The sequence below is a fragment of the Buttiauxella cochleicola genome, assembly GCF_021282405.1.
GTDB lineage: Bacteria > Pseudomonadota > Gammaproteobacteria > Enterobacterales > Enterobacteriaceae > Buttiauxella > Buttiauxella massiliensis.
Genome location: NZ_JAJSOU010000025.1, coordinates 25,264 through 43,253 on the forward strand (window position 1 = coordinate 25,264; position 17,990 = coordinate 43,253).

The 17,990-nt window shown below is 50.2% G+C and carries 18 protein-coding genes; 14 read left to right on the forward strand and 4 right to left on the reverse strand.

Features of this window, described 5'->3' with window-relative positions; all coding sequences use genetic code 11:
* Positions 1-3: 3 nt before the first annotated feature.
* From ubiE to hemB, 8 genes are all read left to right on the forward strand, one after another.
* A complete protein-coding gene (gene ubiE / locus LVQ79_RS21595) occupies positions 4-759 on the forward strand; it encodes a bifunctional demethylmenaquinone methyltransferase/2-methoxy-6-polyprenyl-1,4-benzoquinol methylase UbiE (protein ID WP_120064999.1) in 756 nt (251 codons plus the stop codon).
* A 13-nt stretch (positions 760-772) separates the two neighbouring features.
* Complete coding sequence (gene ubiJ / locus LVQ79_RS21600; RefSeq protein ID WP_232866813.1) at positions 773-1,378, forward strand: ubiquinone biosynthesis protein UbiJ; 606 nt, start codon at positions 773-775, stop codon at positions 1,376-1,378.
* A complete protein-coding gene (gene ubiB / locus LVQ79_RS21605) occupies positions 1,375-3,015 on the forward strand; it encodes a ubiquinone biosynthesis regulatory protein kinase UbiB (protein ID WP_232866815.1) in 1,641 nt (546 codons plus the stop codon). Before ubiJ ends, ubiB begins: the two co-directional genes overlap by 4 nt.
* Positions 3,016-3,100: 85 nt before the next feature.
* Positions 3,101-3,361, forward strand: coding sequence for a Sec-independent protein translocase subunit TatA (gene tatA, locus LVQ79_RS21610; RefSeq protein ID WP_034492140.1), 261 nt, complete (start codon positions 3,101-3,103; stop codon positions 3,359-3,361).
* A gap of 3 nt (positions 3,362-3,364) precedes the next feature.
* Positions 3,365-3,916, forward strand: a complete 552-nt coding sequence (tatB, locus tag LVQ79_RS21615) for a Sec-independent protein translocase protein TatB (protein WP_232866818.1) — start codon at positions 3,365-3,367, stop codon at positions 3,914-3,916.
* A 2-nt stretch (positions 3,917-3,918) separates the two neighbouring features.
* Positions 3,919-4,710 (forward strand): Sec-independent protein translocase subunit TatC, encoded by a 792-nt coding sequence (gene tatC / locus LVQ79_RS21620; RefSeq protein WP_151995926.1) that lies wholly within the window; start codon positions 3,919-3,921, stop codon positions 4,708-4,710.
* Positions 4,711-4,752: 42 nt separating this feature from the next.
* Complete coding sequence (gene tatD, locus LVQ79_RS21625; RefSeq protein ID WP_232866821.1) at positions 4,753-5,532, forward strand: 3'-5' ssDNA/RNA exonuclease TatD; 780 nt, start codon at positions 4,753-4,755, stop codon at positions 5,530-5,532.
* Positions 5,533-5,547: 15 nt separating this feature from the next.
* A complete protein-coding gene (gene hemB, locus LVQ79_RS21630; protein ID WP_232866822.1) occupies positions 5,548-6,570 on the forward strand; it encodes a porphobilinogen synthase in 1,023 nt (340 codons plus the stop codon).
* Between the two features lie 36 nt (positions 6,571-6,606).
* Here hemB and rfaH read toward each other — a convergent pair whose 3' ends face one another.
* Complete coding sequence (gene rfaH / locus LVQ79_RS21635) at positions 6,607-7,095, reverse strand: transcription/translation regulatory transformer protein RfaH (RefSeq protein WP_232866824.1); 489 nt, start codon at positions 7,093-7,095, stop codon at positions 6,607-6,609.
* Between the two features lie 184 nt (positions 7,096-7,279).
* Here rfaH and ubiD point away from each other — a divergent pair, with 184 nt between their 5' ends.
* The gene (gene ubiD / locus LVQ79_RS21640; RefSeq protein WP_232866826.1) at positions 7,280-8,764 is read left to right on the forward strand and encodes a 4-hydroxy-3-polyprenylbenzoate decarboxylase; all 1,485 of its coding nucleotides are present in this window, start codon (positions 7,280-7,282) and stop codon (positions 8,762-8,764) included.
* Between the two features lie 47 nt (positions 8,765-8,811).
* A complete protein-coding gene (gene fre, locus LVQ79_RS21645) occupies positions 8,812-9,513 on the forward strand; it encodes an NAD(P)H-flavin reductase (protein ID WP_151995921.1) in 702 nt (233 codons plus the stop codon).
* Between the two features lie 46 nt (positions 9,514-9,559).
* Here the strand turns inward: fre and LVQ79_RS21650 are convergent, their stop codons facing one another.
* The 3 genes from LVQ79_RS21650 to fadB form a co-directional block, all read right to left on the reverse strand.
* On the reverse strand, positions 9,560-9,898 hold the full coding sequence (locus tag LVQ79_RS21650) for a hypothetical protein (RefSeq protein ID WP_232866828.1): 339 nt from the start codon (positions 9,896-9,898) through the stop codon (positions 9,560-9,562).
* Between the two features lie 294 nt (positions 9,899-10,192).
* Positions 10,193-11,356, reverse strand: coding sequence for an acetyl-CoA C-acyltransferase FadA (fadA, locus tag LVQ79_RS21655; RefSeq protein WP_232866831.1), 1,164 nt, complete (start codon positions 11,354-11,356; stop codon positions 10,193-10,195).
* 9 nt (positions 11,357-11,365) lie between these two features.
* On the reverse strand, positions 11,366-13,555 hold the full coding sequence (fadB, locus tag LVQ79_RS21660; RefSeq protein ID WP_232866834.1) for a fatty acid oxidation complex subunit alpha FadB: 2,190 nt from the start codon (positions 13,553-13,555) through the stop codon (positions 11,366-11,368).
* A gap of 194 nt (positions 13,556-13,749) precedes the next feature.
* Here fadB and pepQ point away from each other — a divergent pair, with 194 nt between their 5' ends.
* The 4 genes from pepQ to hemG are packed head-to-tail and all read left to right on the forward strand — an operon-like array spanning position 13,750 to position 17,734.
* A complete protein-coding gene (gene pepQ, locus LVQ79_RS21665) occupies positions 13,750-15,081 on the forward strand; it encodes a Xaa-Pro dipeptidase (RefSeq protein WP_232866836.1) in 1,332 nt (443 codons plus the stop codon).
* Positions 15,081-15,692 carry an IMPACT family protein gene (locus tag LVQ79_RS21670; RefSeq protein WP_232866839.1) on the forward strand — a complete coding sequence of 204 codons (612 nt, stop codon included), beginning with the start codon at positions 15,081-15,083 and terminating at the stop codon, positions 15,690-15,692. The genes pepQ and LVQ79_RS21670 overlap by 1 nt, the downstream gene beginning before the upstream one ends.
* 44 nt (positions 15,693-15,736) lie before the next feature.
* Positions 15,737-17,188, forward strand: a complete 1,452-nt coding sequence (trkH, locus tag LVQ79_RS21675) for a Trk system potassium transporter TrkH (RefSeq protein WP_034461629.1) — start codon at positions 15,737-15,739, stop codon at positions 17,186-17,188.
* Positions 17,189-17,200: 12 nt separating this feature from the next.
* The gene (gene hemG, locus LVQ79_RS21680) at positions 17,201-17,734 is read left to right on the forward strand and encodes a menaquinone-dependent protoporphyrinogen IX dehydrogenase (protein WP_232866842.1); all 534 of its coding nucleotides are present in this window, start codon (positions 17,201-17,203) and stop codon (positions 17,732-17,734) included.
* Positions 17,735-17,990: the final 256 nt, after the last annotated feature.

Here is a 17,990-nt window from a genome sequence, read left to right on the forward strand (position 1 = left end):
GAGATGGTTGAAGAATCCCAGGAAACAACACACTTTGGCTTTCGCACTGTAGCGAAGGAACAGAAGGCCGATATGGTCGCTAATGTGTTCCACTCTGTGGCCGCAAAATACGACGTAATGAATGACTTAATGTCATTTGGCATCCATCGTATATGGAAGCGTTTCACCATTGATTGCAGTGGTGTTCGTCGTGGTCAGCGCGTACTGGACTTAGCAGGTGGAACCGGCGATTTAACCGCTAAGTTCTCTCGACTGGTTGGCGAAACAGGCGAAGTGGTTCTGGCTGATATCAATGACTCAATGCTGAAAATGGGGCGCGAAAAACTGCGCAACATCGGTGTGGTTGGCAACGTGAACTATGTTCAGGCTAACGCTGAAGCCCTGCCATTCCCGGATAACTTTTTTGATTGCATCACCATCTCTTTCGGTCTGCGTAATGTGACAGACAAAGAGAAAGCGCTGCGTTCAATGTATCGCGTATTAAAACCAGGTGGTCGCCTGTTGGTTCTGGAATTCTCTAAACCGGTTATTGAACCACTGAGCAAGGCTTACGATGCGTACTCCTTCCACATTTTGCCACGAATCGGTGAAATTGTTGCGCAGGATGCAGAAAGCTACCGTTATCTGGCTGAGTCTATTCGCATGCATCCTGATCAAGAAACATTGAAAGCGATGATGGAAGATGCGGGCTTTGAAAATACTACCTATTTCAATCTGACCGCTGGCGTAGTTGCTCTGCACCGTGGCTATAAATTCTGACAGGGAACTCGTGATGCCTTTTACACCGCTAATGACTGCCGGAATTGAAAATATCCTCAATACTTTTCTCTGGCGCGATCGGGGACTGAAAGCGGCACGTCAGCGCTTAGTGGGTAAGGTATTACGCGTTGAGCTTAAAGAGTTCTCTTCGCCAATTGTTCTGGTCTTTAGCGAACAGCAAATTGATGTACTGGGCCAGTGGGAAGATGAAGCTGATTGCTTGGTGCTGACCGGGCTTGGCACCTTGCCTAAACTACGTGACAGGCAGCAACTTACTGCGCTGATTCGCAGCGGTGAATTAGAGGTACAAGGCGATCTTCAGGTTGTCCAGAATTGGGTTTCTCTGATGGATCTTGCCGAGTTCGATCCTGCTGAATTATTAGCGCCTTACATCGGTGATATTGCCGCCGAAGGCATCAGTAAAGTTATCCGTGGTGGCGGTAAGTTATTCAAAAAAGAATTTACCCGTAACCAGCAATACCTGTCAGAAGCCATTACGGAAGAGTGGAAGATGGCACCGGGATCGCTTGAGGTTGCATGGTTTGCTGAGGAAACGGCAGCAGTCGAACGAAATGTTGACGCACTCAACGCGCGACTGAACAAACTGGAGAACAAATGACGCCTGGAGAAATTCGTCGCCTGTATTTCATTGTCCGCACTTTTCTTAGTTATGGTCTGGATGAACTGATCCCTCGTGTCCGCATTACGCTGCCATTACGTATCTGGCGGCGCATGCTTTTCTGGATGCCAAACCGCCATAAAGAAAAACCTCTCGGTGAGCGTTTGCGTCTGGCTTTACAAGAGCTTGGCCCGGTATGGATCAAGTTTGGTCAGATGCTTTCTACACGTCGTGACTTGTTCCCACCGCAAATTGCCGATCAACTGGCGATGTTGCAGGACCGCGTTGCACCATTTGACGGGGCACTGGCAAAAAAACAAATCGAACAAGCGATGGGAGGGCTTCCCGTAGAAGCCTGGTTTGAGGATTTTGAAATCAAACCGCTCGCGTCAGCTTCCATTGCCCAGGTACATACCGCTCGCCTGAAAGAGAATGGGCGAGAAGTGGTTATCAAAGTTATTCGTCCGGATATTTTGCCGATCATCAAAGCGGATATGAAACTCATCTATCGTCTCGCACGATGGGTACCGCGTTTGCTGCCTGATGGCCGCCGTTTGCGCCCGCTTGAAGTTGTGCGCGAATATGAGAAGACCTTAATTGATGAACTAAATTTGCTGCGCGAATCGGCAAACGCCATTCAGTTGCGCCGCAATTTTGAAGGTAGCTCGATGCTGTATGTACCGGAAGTGTTCTCTGACTATTGCAGTCAGGACATGATGGTGATGGAGCGAATTTACGGTATTCCCGTTTCTGATATTGCGATGCTTCATAAGCAGGGCACCAACATGAAACTGTTGGCAGAGCGTGGCGTGCAGGTGTTCTTCACCCAGGTTTTCCGTGACAGCTTCTTCCACGCGGATATGCATCCAGGCAATATTTTCGTCAGCTATGAACACCCTGAAGACCCGCAATACATTGGTATCGACTGCGGTATTGTGGGTTCGCTCAATAAAGAAGATAAGCGCTATCTGGCTGAGAACTTTATCGCCTTCTTTAACCGTGATTACCGCAAAGTTGCTGAACTGCATGTGGATTCAGGCTGGGTTCCGCCAGACACGAATGTTGAAGACTTCGAGTTTGCCATTCGTACAGTTTGCGAGCCTATCTTTGAAAAGCCATTAGCGGAAATTTCCTTTGGTCATGTGCTGCTGAACCTGTTCAATACGGCACGCCGCTTTAATATGGAAGTGCAGCCGCAGCTGGTTTTATTGCAAAAGACGCTACTTTATGTCGAAGGGCTTGGAAGGCAGCTTTATCCACAGCTGGATTTGTGGAAAACCGCCAAACCTTTCCTTGAAGACTGGATTAAAGATCAGGTGGGTATTCCTGCGCTTATTCGTTCTTTCAAAGAAAAAGCACCGTTCTGGATTGAAAAAATGCCAGAACTGCCGGAACTGATGTACGACAGTTTGCGCCAGGGTAAACAATTGCAGCACAGCGTTGATAAAATAACGCGTGATTTGCAACGCAACCAGGTGCGCCAGGCGCAATCTCGCTATCTGTTTGGCATTGGCGCTACGCTAATGCTAAGCGGGACTTTATTATTGATTAACAAACCAGAATGGGAATTGATGCCTGCCTGGTTAATGGCCGGGGGTATCGTGACCTGGCTGATTGGCTGGCGGCGCTCAGCCTGAGTTGTTTTTAATCGTTTTTAGCGGACAACGTGCGGTACAATATGCACCGTTATTCTTTTTATCATTATGACTCTGAGGCAACACTATGGGTGGTATCAGTATTTGGCAATTGTTGATCATTGCCGTGATCGTCGTTCTGCTGTTTGGTACTAAGAAACTGGGTTCTATCGGTTCTGATTTGGGCGCATCCATCAAAGGCTTTAAAAAAGCGATGGGTGACGATGAAGACAAAGAGAAAGATAAATCCGTTCAGGATGCTGATTTCACGGCGAAAACACTCGCGGATAAGCAGCCTGGCGAAGTGAAAAAAGACGAAGCAAAGAGCAACGATAAAGAGCAGGTGTAAACCGTGTTCGATATTGGTTTCAGTGAGTTGCTACTGGTATTCGTGATTGGCCTGATTGTTCTCGGGCCACAACGTTTGCCTGTGGCAGTTAAAACGGTTGTCGGGTGGGTTCGCGCTTTGCGTTCGCTTGCGGCAACTGTGCAAAATGAACTGGTTCAGGAACTGAAAATCCAGGAGCTGCAAGACAGCCTGAAGAAGGTTGAAAAGGCGAGCATGGATAACCTCACTCCAGAGCTAAAGGCATCAATGGATGAGCTGCGTCAGGCTGCAGAGTCAATGAAACGCTCGTACACTCAGGAACCCGAAAAGGGGAGTGACGAGGCTCATACCATCCATAACCCATTGATAAAAGATGCCGAGGATAGCCACGACGGCGTGACTCCAGCCACTGCAGCACACCAGGCCAGTGCGCCCGATCAGGCTCCTGCCGTTGAGCCGGAAACAGTTCCTGCGCCTGCGGCAGTTTCTGACGATTTGATCCAGCCTCAGATTAAACCCGTGGCAGAACCAGCCAAAATACCAGCGTCTTCTCAACCTTCGAGTGATAAACAGTAAACATGGCCGTAGAAGATACCCAACCGCTTATCAGCCATCTGATTGAGCTACGCAAGCGACTATTAAATAGCATTATCGCTGTGCTGGTGATTTTCCTGGCACTGGTTTATTTTGCGAACGACATTTACCAAATCGTCTCCGCCCCGCTTATCAGCCAGATGCCGGTAGGCTCAACGATGATTGCTACCGATGTCGCATCACCGTTTTTTGCGCCTATTAAACTGACGATTTATGTCTCGGTGTTCTTGTCAGCACCGGTCATTCTTTATCAAATCTGGGCATTTATTGCGCCTGCGCTTTATAAACACGAGCGCAAACTGGTTATGCCACTGCTGTTCTCCAGCACAATGCTGTTTTATATCGGCATCGCTTTTGCCTATTTCGTGGTGTTCCCTTTAGCGTTTGGGTTCCTTACGAAAACCGCGCCAATAGGGGTCGTGATGTCTACTGACATAACGAAATACCTCGATTTTGTCATGGCATTGTTTATGGCATTTGGTGTGGCTTTTGAAGTACCGGTAGCGATTATTCTGCTGTGCTGGATGGGTGTAACCAGCCCGGAAGCGTTAAAGAAAAAGCGCCCGTATATTCTGGTTGGTGCATTCGTGGTTGGCATGCTGTTGACTCCGCCGGATGTATTTTCGCAAACACTACTGGCAATTCCGATGTACTGCCTGTTTGAAGTCGGCGTGTTCTTTTCTCGTTTCTATGTCGGTAAAGGGCGTAGAAGAGGTGAAGAAGACCCGGAAGATGCTCCAGAAGCAGAAGACCAACACTCTAATAAAGAGTCATAATTTCAGGCCGCCCATCAGGGCGGTCGTCGTTTGGAAGGCGCTATGTTTGATATCGGTGTAAATCTTACCAGCTCACAGTTTGCGAAAGATCATGCAGAAGTTGTTGCTCGCGCGCATTCAGCGGGAGTCAGCGGCATGTTGCTGACCGGCACGAATCTGCATGAAAGCGAGCAAGCTTTGTTACTGGCACAACAGTATCAAGGGTGCTGGTCTACCGCCGGTGTTCACCCTCATGATGCCAGCCAGTGGCAAGACGAAACGGCAGAGGCTATTCGCAAACTTGCTGGTGCTTCTGAAGTGGTCGCGATCGGCGAGTGTGGCCTGGATTTCAATCGTAATTTCTCAACACCAGCTGAACAAGAGCGTGCTTTTACCGCACAACTGGCCCTTGCGGCTGACCTGATGATGCCGGTATTTTTACACTGCCGTGAGGCACACGAACGTTTTATTGCTCTGCTCGACCCATGGCTCGATAAATTGCCAGGTGTGGTGCTGCATTGCTTTACCGGTACAGAAAATGAAGCGCGTGAGTGTCTGGCGCGTGGGCTTTTCATCGGCGTGACCGGTTGGGTGTGCGATGAGCGCCGTGGCCAAGAATTACGTGAATTGCTACCGGTGATCCCAGCACATCAACTGCTACTGGAAACCGATGCCCCCTATTTGTTACCGAGGGATCTAAAACCAAAACCTGCTTCCCGCCGGAACGAACCCTGCAACTTGCCGCATATCCTGAACAAGGTGGCTCAATGGCGTGGAGAAGATCCCGCCTGGCTTGCGCAAGTAACAGATGACAATGCCCGCCGTCTTTTCCGGTTGGCTTAAATCAGGAGAAAGTAAATGAGCTATGCATTTCCCGGTACATTTCCTGGCCGCCGTATGCGCCGCGTCCGTCGTCACGATTTCAGCCGCCGCCTGGTGAGCGAAAATCAATTAACGGTTAATGACCTTATCTACCCTGTGTTTGTGATGGAAGGTCAGAATCGTCAGGAAGAAGTGGCATCAATGCCGGGCGTTTACCGCATGACTATCGATTTGCTGCTCAAAGAAGCGGAAGCCGTTGCGAAGCTGGGTGTGCCGGTGCTGTCCCTGTTCCCGGTCATCGAGAGCGCAGGGAAGTCGCTGCATGCTGAAGAAGCTTATAACCCGAACGGGCTGGTTCAGCGTGCGGTTCGCGCACTGAAAGATGCCGTGCCAGAACTGGGTCTGCTGACCGACGTTGCGCTTGATCCGTACACTACTCACGGTCAGGACGGCGTGATTGATGCAGACGGTTACGTTATCAACGACATTACGCGTGAAATTCTGGTGCGCCAGGCGCTGTCTCATGCAGAAGCCGGGGCTGAAATCATCGCGCCAAGTGACATGATGGATGGTCGTATCGGGGCGATTCGCGACCAGCTTGAGCTGGATGGTTTCGTGAATACCCAAATTATGTCTTATGCCGCGAAATACGCGTCCTGCTACTACGGCCCGTTCCGTGATGCAATTGGCTCATCCGGCAACCTGAAAGGTGGCAATAAAAAGACCTATCAGATGGACCCGGCCAATAGCGATGAAGCTTTGCAAGAAGTCGCTCAGGATTTGCAAGAAGGCGCAGATATGGTGATGGTGAAACCAGGTATGCCGTATCTGGATGTGGTTCGCCGCGTGAAAGACACCTTTGGCGTGCCAACTTTTGCCTACCAGGTTTCCGGTGAATATGCGATGCATATGGCGGCGATTCAGAACGGCTGGTTGGCAGAAAAGCCGGCTATCATGGAGTCGTTACTGTGCTTTAAACGCGCAGGTGCTGATGGTGTGCTGACGTACTTCTCGAAGCGTGTCGCGCAATGGTTGCATGACGAGCAAATGCAGCGCTAGAGTCAAAATATAGGGCCAGCAATCGCTGGCCCTTTTTTACGTCTTTTTGAAATCCGTATTCTTCACACTTTGCATCACTTGTTTATTCAACAAGTTGAGCAGCAGCATAGAGCGGGCTTCTCCGTCTGGTTCGCTAAAAATCGCCTCCAGACCTTCGAATGCCCCTTCGGTTATCACCACGCGATCGCCTTCGTACGGCGTATCCGGGTCCAGAACGTTCTCCGGGGTGTGGCTGATGAGCTGCTCAATCACATCACTCGGTACAGTAGCCGGCAGGCTGCCGAAACGCACGAAATGGCTGACGCCACGCGTAGAGTTTATGGTTGTGGTATGAATATTTTCAGGGTCAAACCGGACAAACATATAGTTTGGGAACAATGGTTCATCGACCGCAGTGCGTTTGCCTCGAACGATCTTTTCAATTTTGATCATCGGGGTAAGGCAATTCACGTCCTGACGCTCGAGATGCTCTTGCGCCCGTAGTAATTGACCTCGTTTGCAGTACAACAAATACCAGGATTCCATAGTGTCTCTTTTCCTCATTAACCGAGGAAGAATAGCAAAAGGCCGTTATCAGGGATAGACGGCTCAGGTATAACCAATCACTGATTGGTTATCAGATAAGCATTTACGCGTTATTAACAAAAATACAGCATGCTGTGCATGAAGCCCGTATAATGACCGCCAAATCCTGACTACGATTAATTGCATGAAATACCACGACCTACGCGACTTTCTGGAACTACTCGAACAACGCGGTGAGCTAAAGCGTATCGCAATGCCAGTCGATCCGTACCTGGAAATGACTGAAATTGCCGATCGTACTTTGCGCGCCAATGGCCCTGCGCTGCTATTTGAGAACCCTAAAGGGTATGACATGCCAGTGCTGTGCAACCTGTTTGGCACGCCAAAACGTGTCGCGATGGGGATGGGGCAGGAAGATGTGTCGGCGCTGCGCGAAGTGGGTAAATTACTGGCCTTCCTGAAAGAGCCGGAGCCACCGAAAGGTTTCCGCGACTTGTTCGATAAGCTGCCACAGTTTAAACAAGTTCTGAATATGCCGACTAAGCGCCTGCGTAACGCCCCTTGTCAGGAACGAATCTTTGAGGGTGATGAAGTCGATTTGACGCGCATCCCTATCATGCAATGCTGGCCGGAAGATGCAGCACCTCTGATTACCTGGGGTTTGACGGTAACGCGTGGCCCGCATAAAGAGCGCCAGAATCTGGGCATTTATCGCCAGCAGCTTATTGGTAAAAACAAACTGATTATGCGTTGGTTGTCGCATCGCGGCGGCGCACTTGATTTCCAGGAGTGGTGTGCGGAACATCCGGGTGAGCGTTTCCCGGTTTCAGTCGCGTTAGGTGCAGATCCTGCCACTATTCTTGGCGCGGTAACGCCGGTGCCTGATACGCTTTCCGAATATGCGTTTGCTGGTTTGCTGCGCGGCACAAAAACGGAAGTCGTGAAGTGTATTTCCAACGATCTCGAAGTGCCTGCCAGTGCGGAAATTGTGCTTGAAGGTTATATCGAGCCAGGTGAAATGGCACCGGAAGGGCCATATGGTGACCACACGGGTTACTACAATGAAGTAGATGACTTCCCGGTATTTACCGTGACGCATATTACCCAGCGGCAGAATGCGATTTATCACTCAACTTACACCGGACGTCCACCGGATGAACCTGCGGTTCTGGGTGTGGCACTTAACGAAGTGTTTGTGCCGATTTTGCAGAAACAATTCCCGGAAATTGTCGATTTTTATCTGCCGCCGGAAGGCTGCTCTTATCGCCTTGCGGTTGTCACCATCAAGAAGCAATACGCTGGCCATGCGAAGCGCGTGATGATGGGAGTCTGGTCTTTCCTGCGACAGTTTATGTACACCAAGTTTGTCATCGTTTGTGATGATGATGTCAACGCGCGTGACTGGAACGATGTAATTTGGGCCATCACCACGCGTATGGATCCGGCGCGTGATACCGTACTGGTAGAAAACACGCCAATTGATTACCTGGATTTTGCCTCGCCGGTTTCCGGTCTTGGTTCAAAAATGGGACTGGATGCCACCAATAAATGGCCTGGGGAAACCCAACGTGAATGGGGTCGTCCTATTAAGAAAGATGCAGAAGTATGCGCGCGTATTGATGCAATCTGGGATGAGCTGGCTATTTTCGACGACAGTAAAAACGCCTGAGTGGCGGATTTTACGGTTTTGCATTATTGACCCGACAGAGGGGAAGCATGACAACCTTAAGCTGTAAAGTGACCTCGGTAGAAGCGATAACCGACACGGTATATCGCGTTCGATTACTGCCGGAAGCGAAGTTCTCCTTTCAGGCCGGGCAGTATTTGATGGTGGTGATGGATGAGCGCGACAAACGTCCGTTCTCCATGGCATCCACGCCGAGCGACCACGAGTTTATCGAGCTGCACATTGGCGCGTCAGAGATTAATCTGTACGCCATGGCCGTGATGGACCGTATTTTGAAAGAAAAAGAGATCGTTGTTGATATTCCACACGGCGATGCCTGGCTGCGCGACGATGAAGATCGTCCGTTGATTCTGATTGCTGGCGGTACCGGCTTCTCTTATGTGCGTTCAATTTTGCTGACGGCGCTGGCGCGTAATCCACAACGTGAAATCGCGATTTACTGGGGCGGCCGTGAAGATAAACATCTTTATGACCTGTCTGAGCTGGAAGCGCTGTCCGTGGTTCATCCAAATCTGCGTGTTGAAGCGGTTGTTGAACAACCTGAAGCAGGTTGGCGTGGGCGTACTGGCACTGTGCTGACTGCGGTGATGCAGGATTACGGAACGCTTGCCGGGCACGATATCTATATTGCCGGGCGTTTTGAGATGGCGAAAATTGCCCGCGACTTGTTCTGCAATGAACGTAGTGCGCAGGTTGATCGCATGTTTGGTGATGCGTTCTCGTTTATCTGATGCATAAAGGCCACCGTTTTATGCGGTGGCCAAGTGTTAACAACGTTTATTCAAACGGTGTGTAATGGAAATAGAGCGGTTTTTTGTCTGATTCATACAGACACAGAATGGAGCCGCGTATTTCTTGCGAACTGCTTATAGTTGCCACAACCTCGCTAGACACAGGCTGCTTGCCTACCTTTTCTTCGTATCTGTTAATCTGAATCCCTTCGTTTTTTATTTTTGCCTGATTTAGCACAACCATCATATCTGGGTTGTTTTTCATGACCCGCTTTCCATAAGCCAGGCAATCTTTAGCCGTTTTGATATCACCCGATTCCGCTGCATTGGCCCCGATAGAGGCCAGACATAGGCTGGTCATCAGTAAAGCCGGAACAATCTTCATCTTATTCCCTTAATTAGAATGGCGTCATAGCCAGGCGAAATATAGAACGTTGAGATGTTCAGAGCAATATATGTACAGCGAGGGAGGTTCGAGGAGAAGAAAAAACCCGCCCCTGACAGGCGGGAACAACAGCAACTAAACCTTCCCCGTCATAATTCGTGCTGCCTCTTTGTTGGCTGTCTTCGTTCACCCCGGTCACATAGTTATCTATGCTCCCGGGGATTCACTCAGTTGCCGCCGCGATGCAACTCGAATTATTTAGGGGATGACCTCTTAATTTAGGGTATTAATTCCTTAAACTCGTTCAATAACAGTGGCAATACCCTGACCTAATCCGATGCACATGGTGGCGAGGCCAAACTGCGCATCACGACGTTCCATTAGATTCAATAACGTGGTGCTAATGCGCGTACCGGAACAACCGAGCGGGTGACCCAACGCAATCGCACCGCCGTTCAGGTTAATCTTCTCGTCGATCTTATCCATCAGACCCAGATCTTTAATACATGGCAGGATCTGTGCAGCGAATGCTTCGTTCATCTCAAACAGGTCAATATCGGCGGCAGTCAGGCCCGCTTTTTTCAATGCCAGTTGTGATGCCGGAACAGGTCCGTAACCCATAATGGAAGGATCACAGCCAACGACCGCCATAGAGCGAACATAAGCGCGAATCTTCAGGCCAAGCTCTTTGGCGCGTGATTCGCTCATCAGCAACATGGCTGAAGCACCATCGGAAAGAGCAGAAGAGCTGCCCGCCGTGACGGTTCCGTTGACCGGGTCAAATGCGGGTTTCAGAGCGGCCAGACCTTCAACGGTAGTTTCCGGGCGAATCACTTCGTCATAATCAAAACGTTTGAGCACGCCGTCTGCGTCATGACCGCTGATCGGCAGAATTTCATTTTTGAAATGACCAGCTTCTGTCGCAGCCCATGCTCGTTGGTGTGAACGAGCAGCAAACTGGTCCTGCATCTCACGGCTGATACCGTGCATGCGCGACAGCATTTCGGCGGTTAAACCCATCATGCCTGCCGCTTTAGCCACGTTACGACTCAGACCCGGATGGAAATCAACACCGTGGCTCATCGGCACGTGGCCCATATGTTCCACGCCACCAATCAGACAAGCATGTGCATCCCCGGTTTGAATCATACGAGCAGCATCGTGCAGCGCTTGCATCGAAGAACCACACAGGCGGTTTACGGTGACAGCCGGAACCGAATGTGGGATTTCTGCCAGCAATGACGCATTACGCGCGATATTAAAACCTTGCTCCAGCGTCTGCTGCACGCAGCCCCAATAAATGTCATCAAGTGCTGCGGCTTCAAGTGCCGGGTTACGTGAGAGAATCCCACGCATCAAATGGGCGGAAAGATCTTCTGCACGCAGGTTACGGAACGCACCGCCTTTTGAACGGCCCATCGGGGTGCGGATGGCATCAACAATTACAACCTTTTCCATGATCACTCCTCAGGCACTTTTCAGGTCACTGGCTGGGCGCGCGGCTTCAACCGGTGGATAGTACGGCTCGTTACGGGACGCTTTTATACGTAGACCATCTGGCACCTGGTATAGCGGGCCGAGATGCTCATACTGCTGAGCCATATCGAGATATTTGGCGCTGCCAATGGTGTCCAACCAGCGGAAGGCACCGCCGTGGAAAGGAGGGAATCCGAGCCCATAAACCAGTGCCATATCAGCTTCTGCCGGGCTTGCGATAATGCCTTCTTCCAGGCAACGTACCACTTCGTTGACCATTGGGATCATCATGCGAGCGATGATCTCTTCGTCGCTGAAGTCGTGGCGTGGTTTGCTGACATCAGCCAGCAGGCTGACGGTTGCTTCATCCTGCTCTTTACGTGGTTTGCCTTTGCTGTCTTGTTTGTAGCGATAGAAACCCTGCTGGGTTTTCTGGCCATAACGGCCTGCATCAAACATCGCATCAACGGCATCGCGATAATCTTTCTGCATGCGCTGTGGGAAACCGGCCGCCATGACCGCCTGCGCGTGGTGCGCGGTATCAATACCGACCACATCCAACAGATACGCCGGACCCATTGGCCAGCCGAACTGTTTTTCCATCACTTTGTCGATTTGACGGAAATCGGCACCGTCGCGCATCAACTGGCTAAAGCCTGCAAAGTATGGGAACAGAACGCGGTTGACGAAGAAGCCCGGGCAGTCGTTCACCACGATTGGCGTTTTGCCCATTTTGCTGGCCCACGCCACGACTTTCGCGATGGTTTGCTCAGACGTTTTCTCGCCGCGAATCACTTCCACTAATGGCATGCGATGCACCGGGTTGAAGAAGTGCATACCGCAGAAGTTTTCCGGGCGCTTCAGGCTGTTTGCCAGTTCGCCAATCGGAATAGTCGAGGTGTTCGACGCCAGCACGGTGTCCGGACGCACTTTGTCCTCCACTTCCGCCAGAACCGCTTTTTTCACTTTCGGGTTTTCAACAACCGCTTCAACGACCACATCGACACGCTCAAAACCTGCGTAATCGAGCATCGGATGAATGGTTGCAATCACGCCCGCCAGTTTCATGCCGTCGATTTTTCCGCGTTCCAGCTGTTTGTTCAGCAGTTTGCTGGCTTCGTTAATGCCTAGCTCCAGCGACTTTTCGTTAATATCCTTCATTAATACCGGTACGCCTTTCCAGGCAGACTGGTAAGCAATGCCGCCACCCATAATTCCGGCGCCAAGAACGGCGGCCTGTTTCGGGGTTTCGGTATTTTTGGTCAGCTTTTTCGCCTGACCTTTTATGTATTGGTCGTTAAGGAAAATCCCGACCAGCGCACGGGCCTCATTAGAACGCGCCAACGGCACGAAACTTTGAGTCTCCAGTTTTAATGCTTCATCACGGCCCAGACGTGCCGCTGCTTCAATTGTTTTTACGGCGGTCATTGGTGCCGGGTAATGCTTACCGGCAATCTGCATCACCATGCTCTTGGCAATGGTGAAGCTCATAGTGGCTTCGATCTTGCTCAGTTTCAGCGGTTGCAGCTTCGGTGCGCGTTTGGCTTTCCAGTCCAGATCGCCATTAATTGCCTGGCGCAGTATTGCCAGTGCGCCATCGCGCAGTTTTTCAGTTTTAACGACACCATCAACTAAACCGAGTTTTTGCGCTTCAACCGCGCCGACATCTTTCCCGGCGGTGATAATTTCCAGCGCGCTGTCAGCACCCAGTAAACGTGGCAGACGTACAGAACCACCGAAGCCTGGCATGATGCCCAGTTTGGTTTCTGGCAGGCCGATGCGGGTATCAGGTGTTGCCAGACGGTAATCTGTTGCCAGCACACATTCACAGCCGCCGCCAAGGGCATAACCATTAACTGCCGAAATGGTCGGGACCGGTAAATCTTCCAGACGATTGAAAACGCTGTTGGCGAATTGCAGCCAGTGAGTCAGTTGTTCCGCAGGAACCAGGAACAGCGACAGGAATTCGGTAATATCTGCACCGACAATAAACGCTGCTTTATTGGAACTGAGCAGCAGGCCTTTTAACTGCGGCTGCTTTTCCAGCACATCCAGCGCGTGCCCGAGGCTCGCAACGGTCGCGGTGTCGAGTTTATTCACTGAGCCGGGTGCATCGAATACCAATTCTGCGATGCCATCTTCCAGCCAGTCGAGATGTAAGGTTTCACCTTGGTAGAGCATGTCAGTCTCCTGAATCCAGCAATGGGATCTGGTCGTACCAGATGGAGAGGAGTGTGGAATTGATGTTAATGAAATGCAAATAACTCTTTAAATATTTGCAAAGATGATCACAGCCACTGGAAATAAGTTCGCAAACTTTACGGTGTGCTAAGATGCGTGGCGTTCAGTTTATGAAAAAAACAGAAGGGTAAATCATGGATTCACTGGCCTCACTTTATAAAGATCATGTGGCAACTTTGCAGGAACGTACCCGCAATGTTCTGGCGCGTTTTAATCTCGACGCGCTGTTGATTCACTCGGGCGAGCTAGTCAACGTCTTCCTCGATGATCATCCGTATCCGTTCAAAGTTAACCCACAATTCAAAGCCTGGGTTCCGGTGACACAAGTGCCAAACTGCTGGCTGCTGGTGGATGGCGTTAACAAACCGAAACTGTGGTTCTACTTGCCGGTTGATTACTGGCACAACGTTGAGCCGCTGCCAGAATCCTTCTGGACTGACGAAATTGAAGTGATTGCTTTGCCAAAAGCAGATGGCATTGGCAGCCAGTTACCTGCTGCACGTGGCAATATCGGTTACATCGGCCCAGTACCAGAGCGTGCTGTGCAGCTTGAAATTCAGGGTGCTAACGTCAACCCTAAAGGGGTGATTGATTACCTGCATTACTATCGCTCTTATAAAACAGATTATGAATTGGCGTGCATGCGTGAAGCGCAGAAAACCGCAGTGGTTGGCCATCAGGCAGCTCATGAAGCCTTCCTGTCTGGAATGAGTGAGTTCGATATCAACCAGGCTTATTTGACTGCAACAGGACACCGCGATACCGATGTGCCATATGGCAATATTGTGGCACTCAACGACCACGCAGCGGTTCTGCACTACACCAAATTAGATAATCGCGCTCCTGCGGAAATGCGTAGCTTCCTTTTAGATGCTGGCGCGGAATACAACGGTTATGCGGCTGATTTAACACGTACCTGGTCGGCTAATAGCGACAATGATTATGCTCAATTGGTGAAAGACGTTAACACCGAGCAACTTGCGTTAATTGACACCCTGAAAGCGGGTGTGCGTTACACCGATTACCATATTCAGTTCCATCAACGTATCGCGAAGCTGCTGAACCGCCATAAGCTAGTAACGGGCATTAGCGAAGAAGCGATGGTAGAAACCGGTATTACTGGGCCATTTATGCCACACGGTTTAGGCCACCCATTGGGCCTGCAGGTTCATGATGTCGCTGGTTTCATGCAGGATGACACCGGTACGCACCTTGCTGCCCCTTCTCAATATCCGTATCTGCGCTGCACGCGTATTCTGGAACCGCGTATGGTTCTGACTATCGAGCCGGGCATTTACTTCATTGAATCTTTACTCGCGCCGTGGCGCGAAGGCCAGTACAGCAAACACTTTGACTGGCAGCGTATTGAAGCAATGAAACCTTTCGGTGGCGTTCGCATTGAAGACAACGTGATTGTTTATGAAAACAGTGTTGAAAACATGACGCGTGATTTGAAACTGGCGTAATGGATAGCTGGCTGATTCCTGCTGAGTCCGTCACGTTCAGTGAGGAAATCAAGAAAAGTCGCTTTATTACGCTGGTCGCGCATACGGCTGGTGTAATAGCGGCGAAAGCGTTTCTTGAAAAAACACGTTCTGAACACCCGGATGCCAGGCATCATTGCTGGGCCTGGGTGGCTGGTGCGCCGAATGACTCGCAGCAGTTAGGCTTTTCTGATGATGGCGAACCCGCAGGCACTGCTGGAAAACCAATGCTTGCCCAGCTTATGGGAAGTGGTATTGGTGAAATTACAGCTGTAGTCGTTCGCTACTCTGGCGGAATCAAACTCGGAACAGGCGGTTTGGTGAAAGCTTATGGTGGCGGTGTGCAGGCGGCATTAAACCAATTGCCTACTGTGCTCAAAGTTCCGTTAACCGAATATACTTTGCAATGTGACTACGCACAGCTTGCCGGAATCGAAACTCTGCTCAAGCAGTACGACGGCATTGTGATGCAAAGTGATTTTCAAGCATCTGTATTATTACGTGTGGCATTGCCACAAGCAAAATTCGCTGATTTTTCAGTCAGACTTGCTGATTTTAGCCGCGGTGCATTGCATTTATTGCCGGCTGAATAATAATTCCCTCTCGTTATTTTTTGATAGTTAAGGAAGCGGCTGAAATGCATTTTCGCGCCATAACCCGAATCGTTGGTCTGTTAGTTATTCTTTTTTCCGTGACCATGATTATTCCAGGGTTGGTAGCTTTAATTTATCGCGATGGTGCTGGCCGAGCTTTCACCCAGACTTTCTTCGCAGCGTTACTCATTGGTTCTTTTTTGTGGTGGCCTAACAGGCGACAGAAAAGCGAGCTCAAACCTCGAGAAGGGTTCCTGATCGTCGTATTGTTCTGGACGGTGCTGGGGAGTGTGGGGGCGTTGCCCTTTATTTTTGCGGAACAGCCTAATCTCACTATTACCGATGCGTTCTTTGAATCATTCTCGGGCTTAACCACCACCGGGGCGACGACACTTGTTGGGCTGGATACGCTCCCACACGCGATTTTGTTTTATCGGCAAATGCTGCAATGGTTTGGCGGTATGGGGATCATCGTGTTGGCAGTGGCAATACTGCCAATCTTGGGCGTCGGTGGGATGCAGTTATATCGCGCGGAAATGCCGGGGCCGCTTAAAGATAACAAAATGCGCCCGCGTATTGCTGACACCGCAAAAACACTGTGGCTCATTTATGTCTTGCTAACGGTTGCTTGTGCACTGGCGCTTTGGTTTGCGGGTATGCCTGCGTTTGACGCGATAGGCCACAGTTTTGCGACGATCGCCATTGGTGGATTTTCTACTCACGATGCCAGTATCGGCTATTTCGATAGCCCAACGATTAACACTATTATTGCCATCTTCTTACTGATCTCCGGTTGTAACTATGGCCTGCACTTCTCTTTATTAAGCGGGCGTAATTTAAAAGTCTATTGGCGCGACCCTGAGTTCCGCATGTTCATTGGCGTGCAACTGACGCTGGTGGCTATCTGTACCCTCGTATTGTGGTTCCATAATACTTACCAGACGGCACTGTTAACGCTGAATCAGGCATTCTTCCAGGTTGTCTCAATGGCGACAACTGCGGGATTTACTACAGACAGCATTGCACGCTGGCCTCTGTTCTTACCTGTGTTGTTACTGTGCTCTGCTTTTATAGGCGGCTGTGCTGGTTCAACGGGTGGTGGCCTCAAGGTCATTCGTATCCTGCTGTTATTCAAGCAGGGTAACCGCGAGCTTAAACGCCTGGTGCACCCAAATGCGGTGTATAGCATTAAGCTTGGGAACCGTGCGTTACCAGAACGTATCCTTGAAGCGGTATGGGGATTCTTCTCTGCTTATGCACTGGTCTTTATCGTCAGCATGCTCGCCATCATCGCGACTGGCGTGGATGACTTCTCGGCCTTTGCTTCCGTCGCAGCAACATTAAATAACCTTGGCCCAGGGTTGGGGGTTGTGGCGGACAATTTTGCCAGCATGAACCCAGTGGCGAAATGGATACTGATTGCCAACATGCTGTTTGGCCGTCTTGAAGTGTTTACCTTACTCGTACTGTTCACGCCAACTTTCTGGCGAGAGTAACCGGAGCCTGCAGTGAGAACTTTGATTCTGTTTTCGACCCGTGATGGTCAAACTCGCGAGATTGCTTCTTATATAGCATCTGAGCTGAAAGAGCTGGGCGTAGAGAGCGATGTGGTTAATCTGCATCGCACCAAAGATATTGCCTGGGATAACTATGAGCGCGTCGTTATTGGCGCGTCTATTCGGTACGGACACTTTCATTCATCAGTTGCGGCGTTTGTGAAGAAGCATCAGCAAGTGCTGAACAACATCCCAAGCGCTTTCTTTTCCGTAAACCTGGTTGCACGCAAACCAGAGAAGCGTTCACCACAAACCAACTCTTATACGCGTAAGTTCTTGCTGACCTCGCCGTGGCAACCAAAACACTGTGCAGTGTTTGCTGGTGCGCTGCGTTACCCGCGTTATAGCTGGTACGATCGCATGATGATTCGTTTGATTATGAAGATGACAGGCGGTGAAACGGATATTAGCAAAGAAGTTGTTTATACAGATTGGCCTCAGGTGACGCGTTTCGCCCGCGAGATAGCTCGCTTAAACATCAAATAGTGTCCAAAACACCCGTTTTGATGAAAAAAGATGCGCTCAGTCATTTATTTGCAATAAACACTTGTCAGCCCCCAGAAAATCCCTATACTGCGCCTCCACTGACACGGCACAACGGCTTACAAACCGGCCCGTCAGCCAGATGAAAAGCGAAAATAAACGCTTGACTCTGAAAGAGGAAAGCGTAATATACGCCACCTCGAGTTAGCAAGCGAAAGCGCGTAACTCACTGCTCTTTAACAATTTATCAGACAATCTG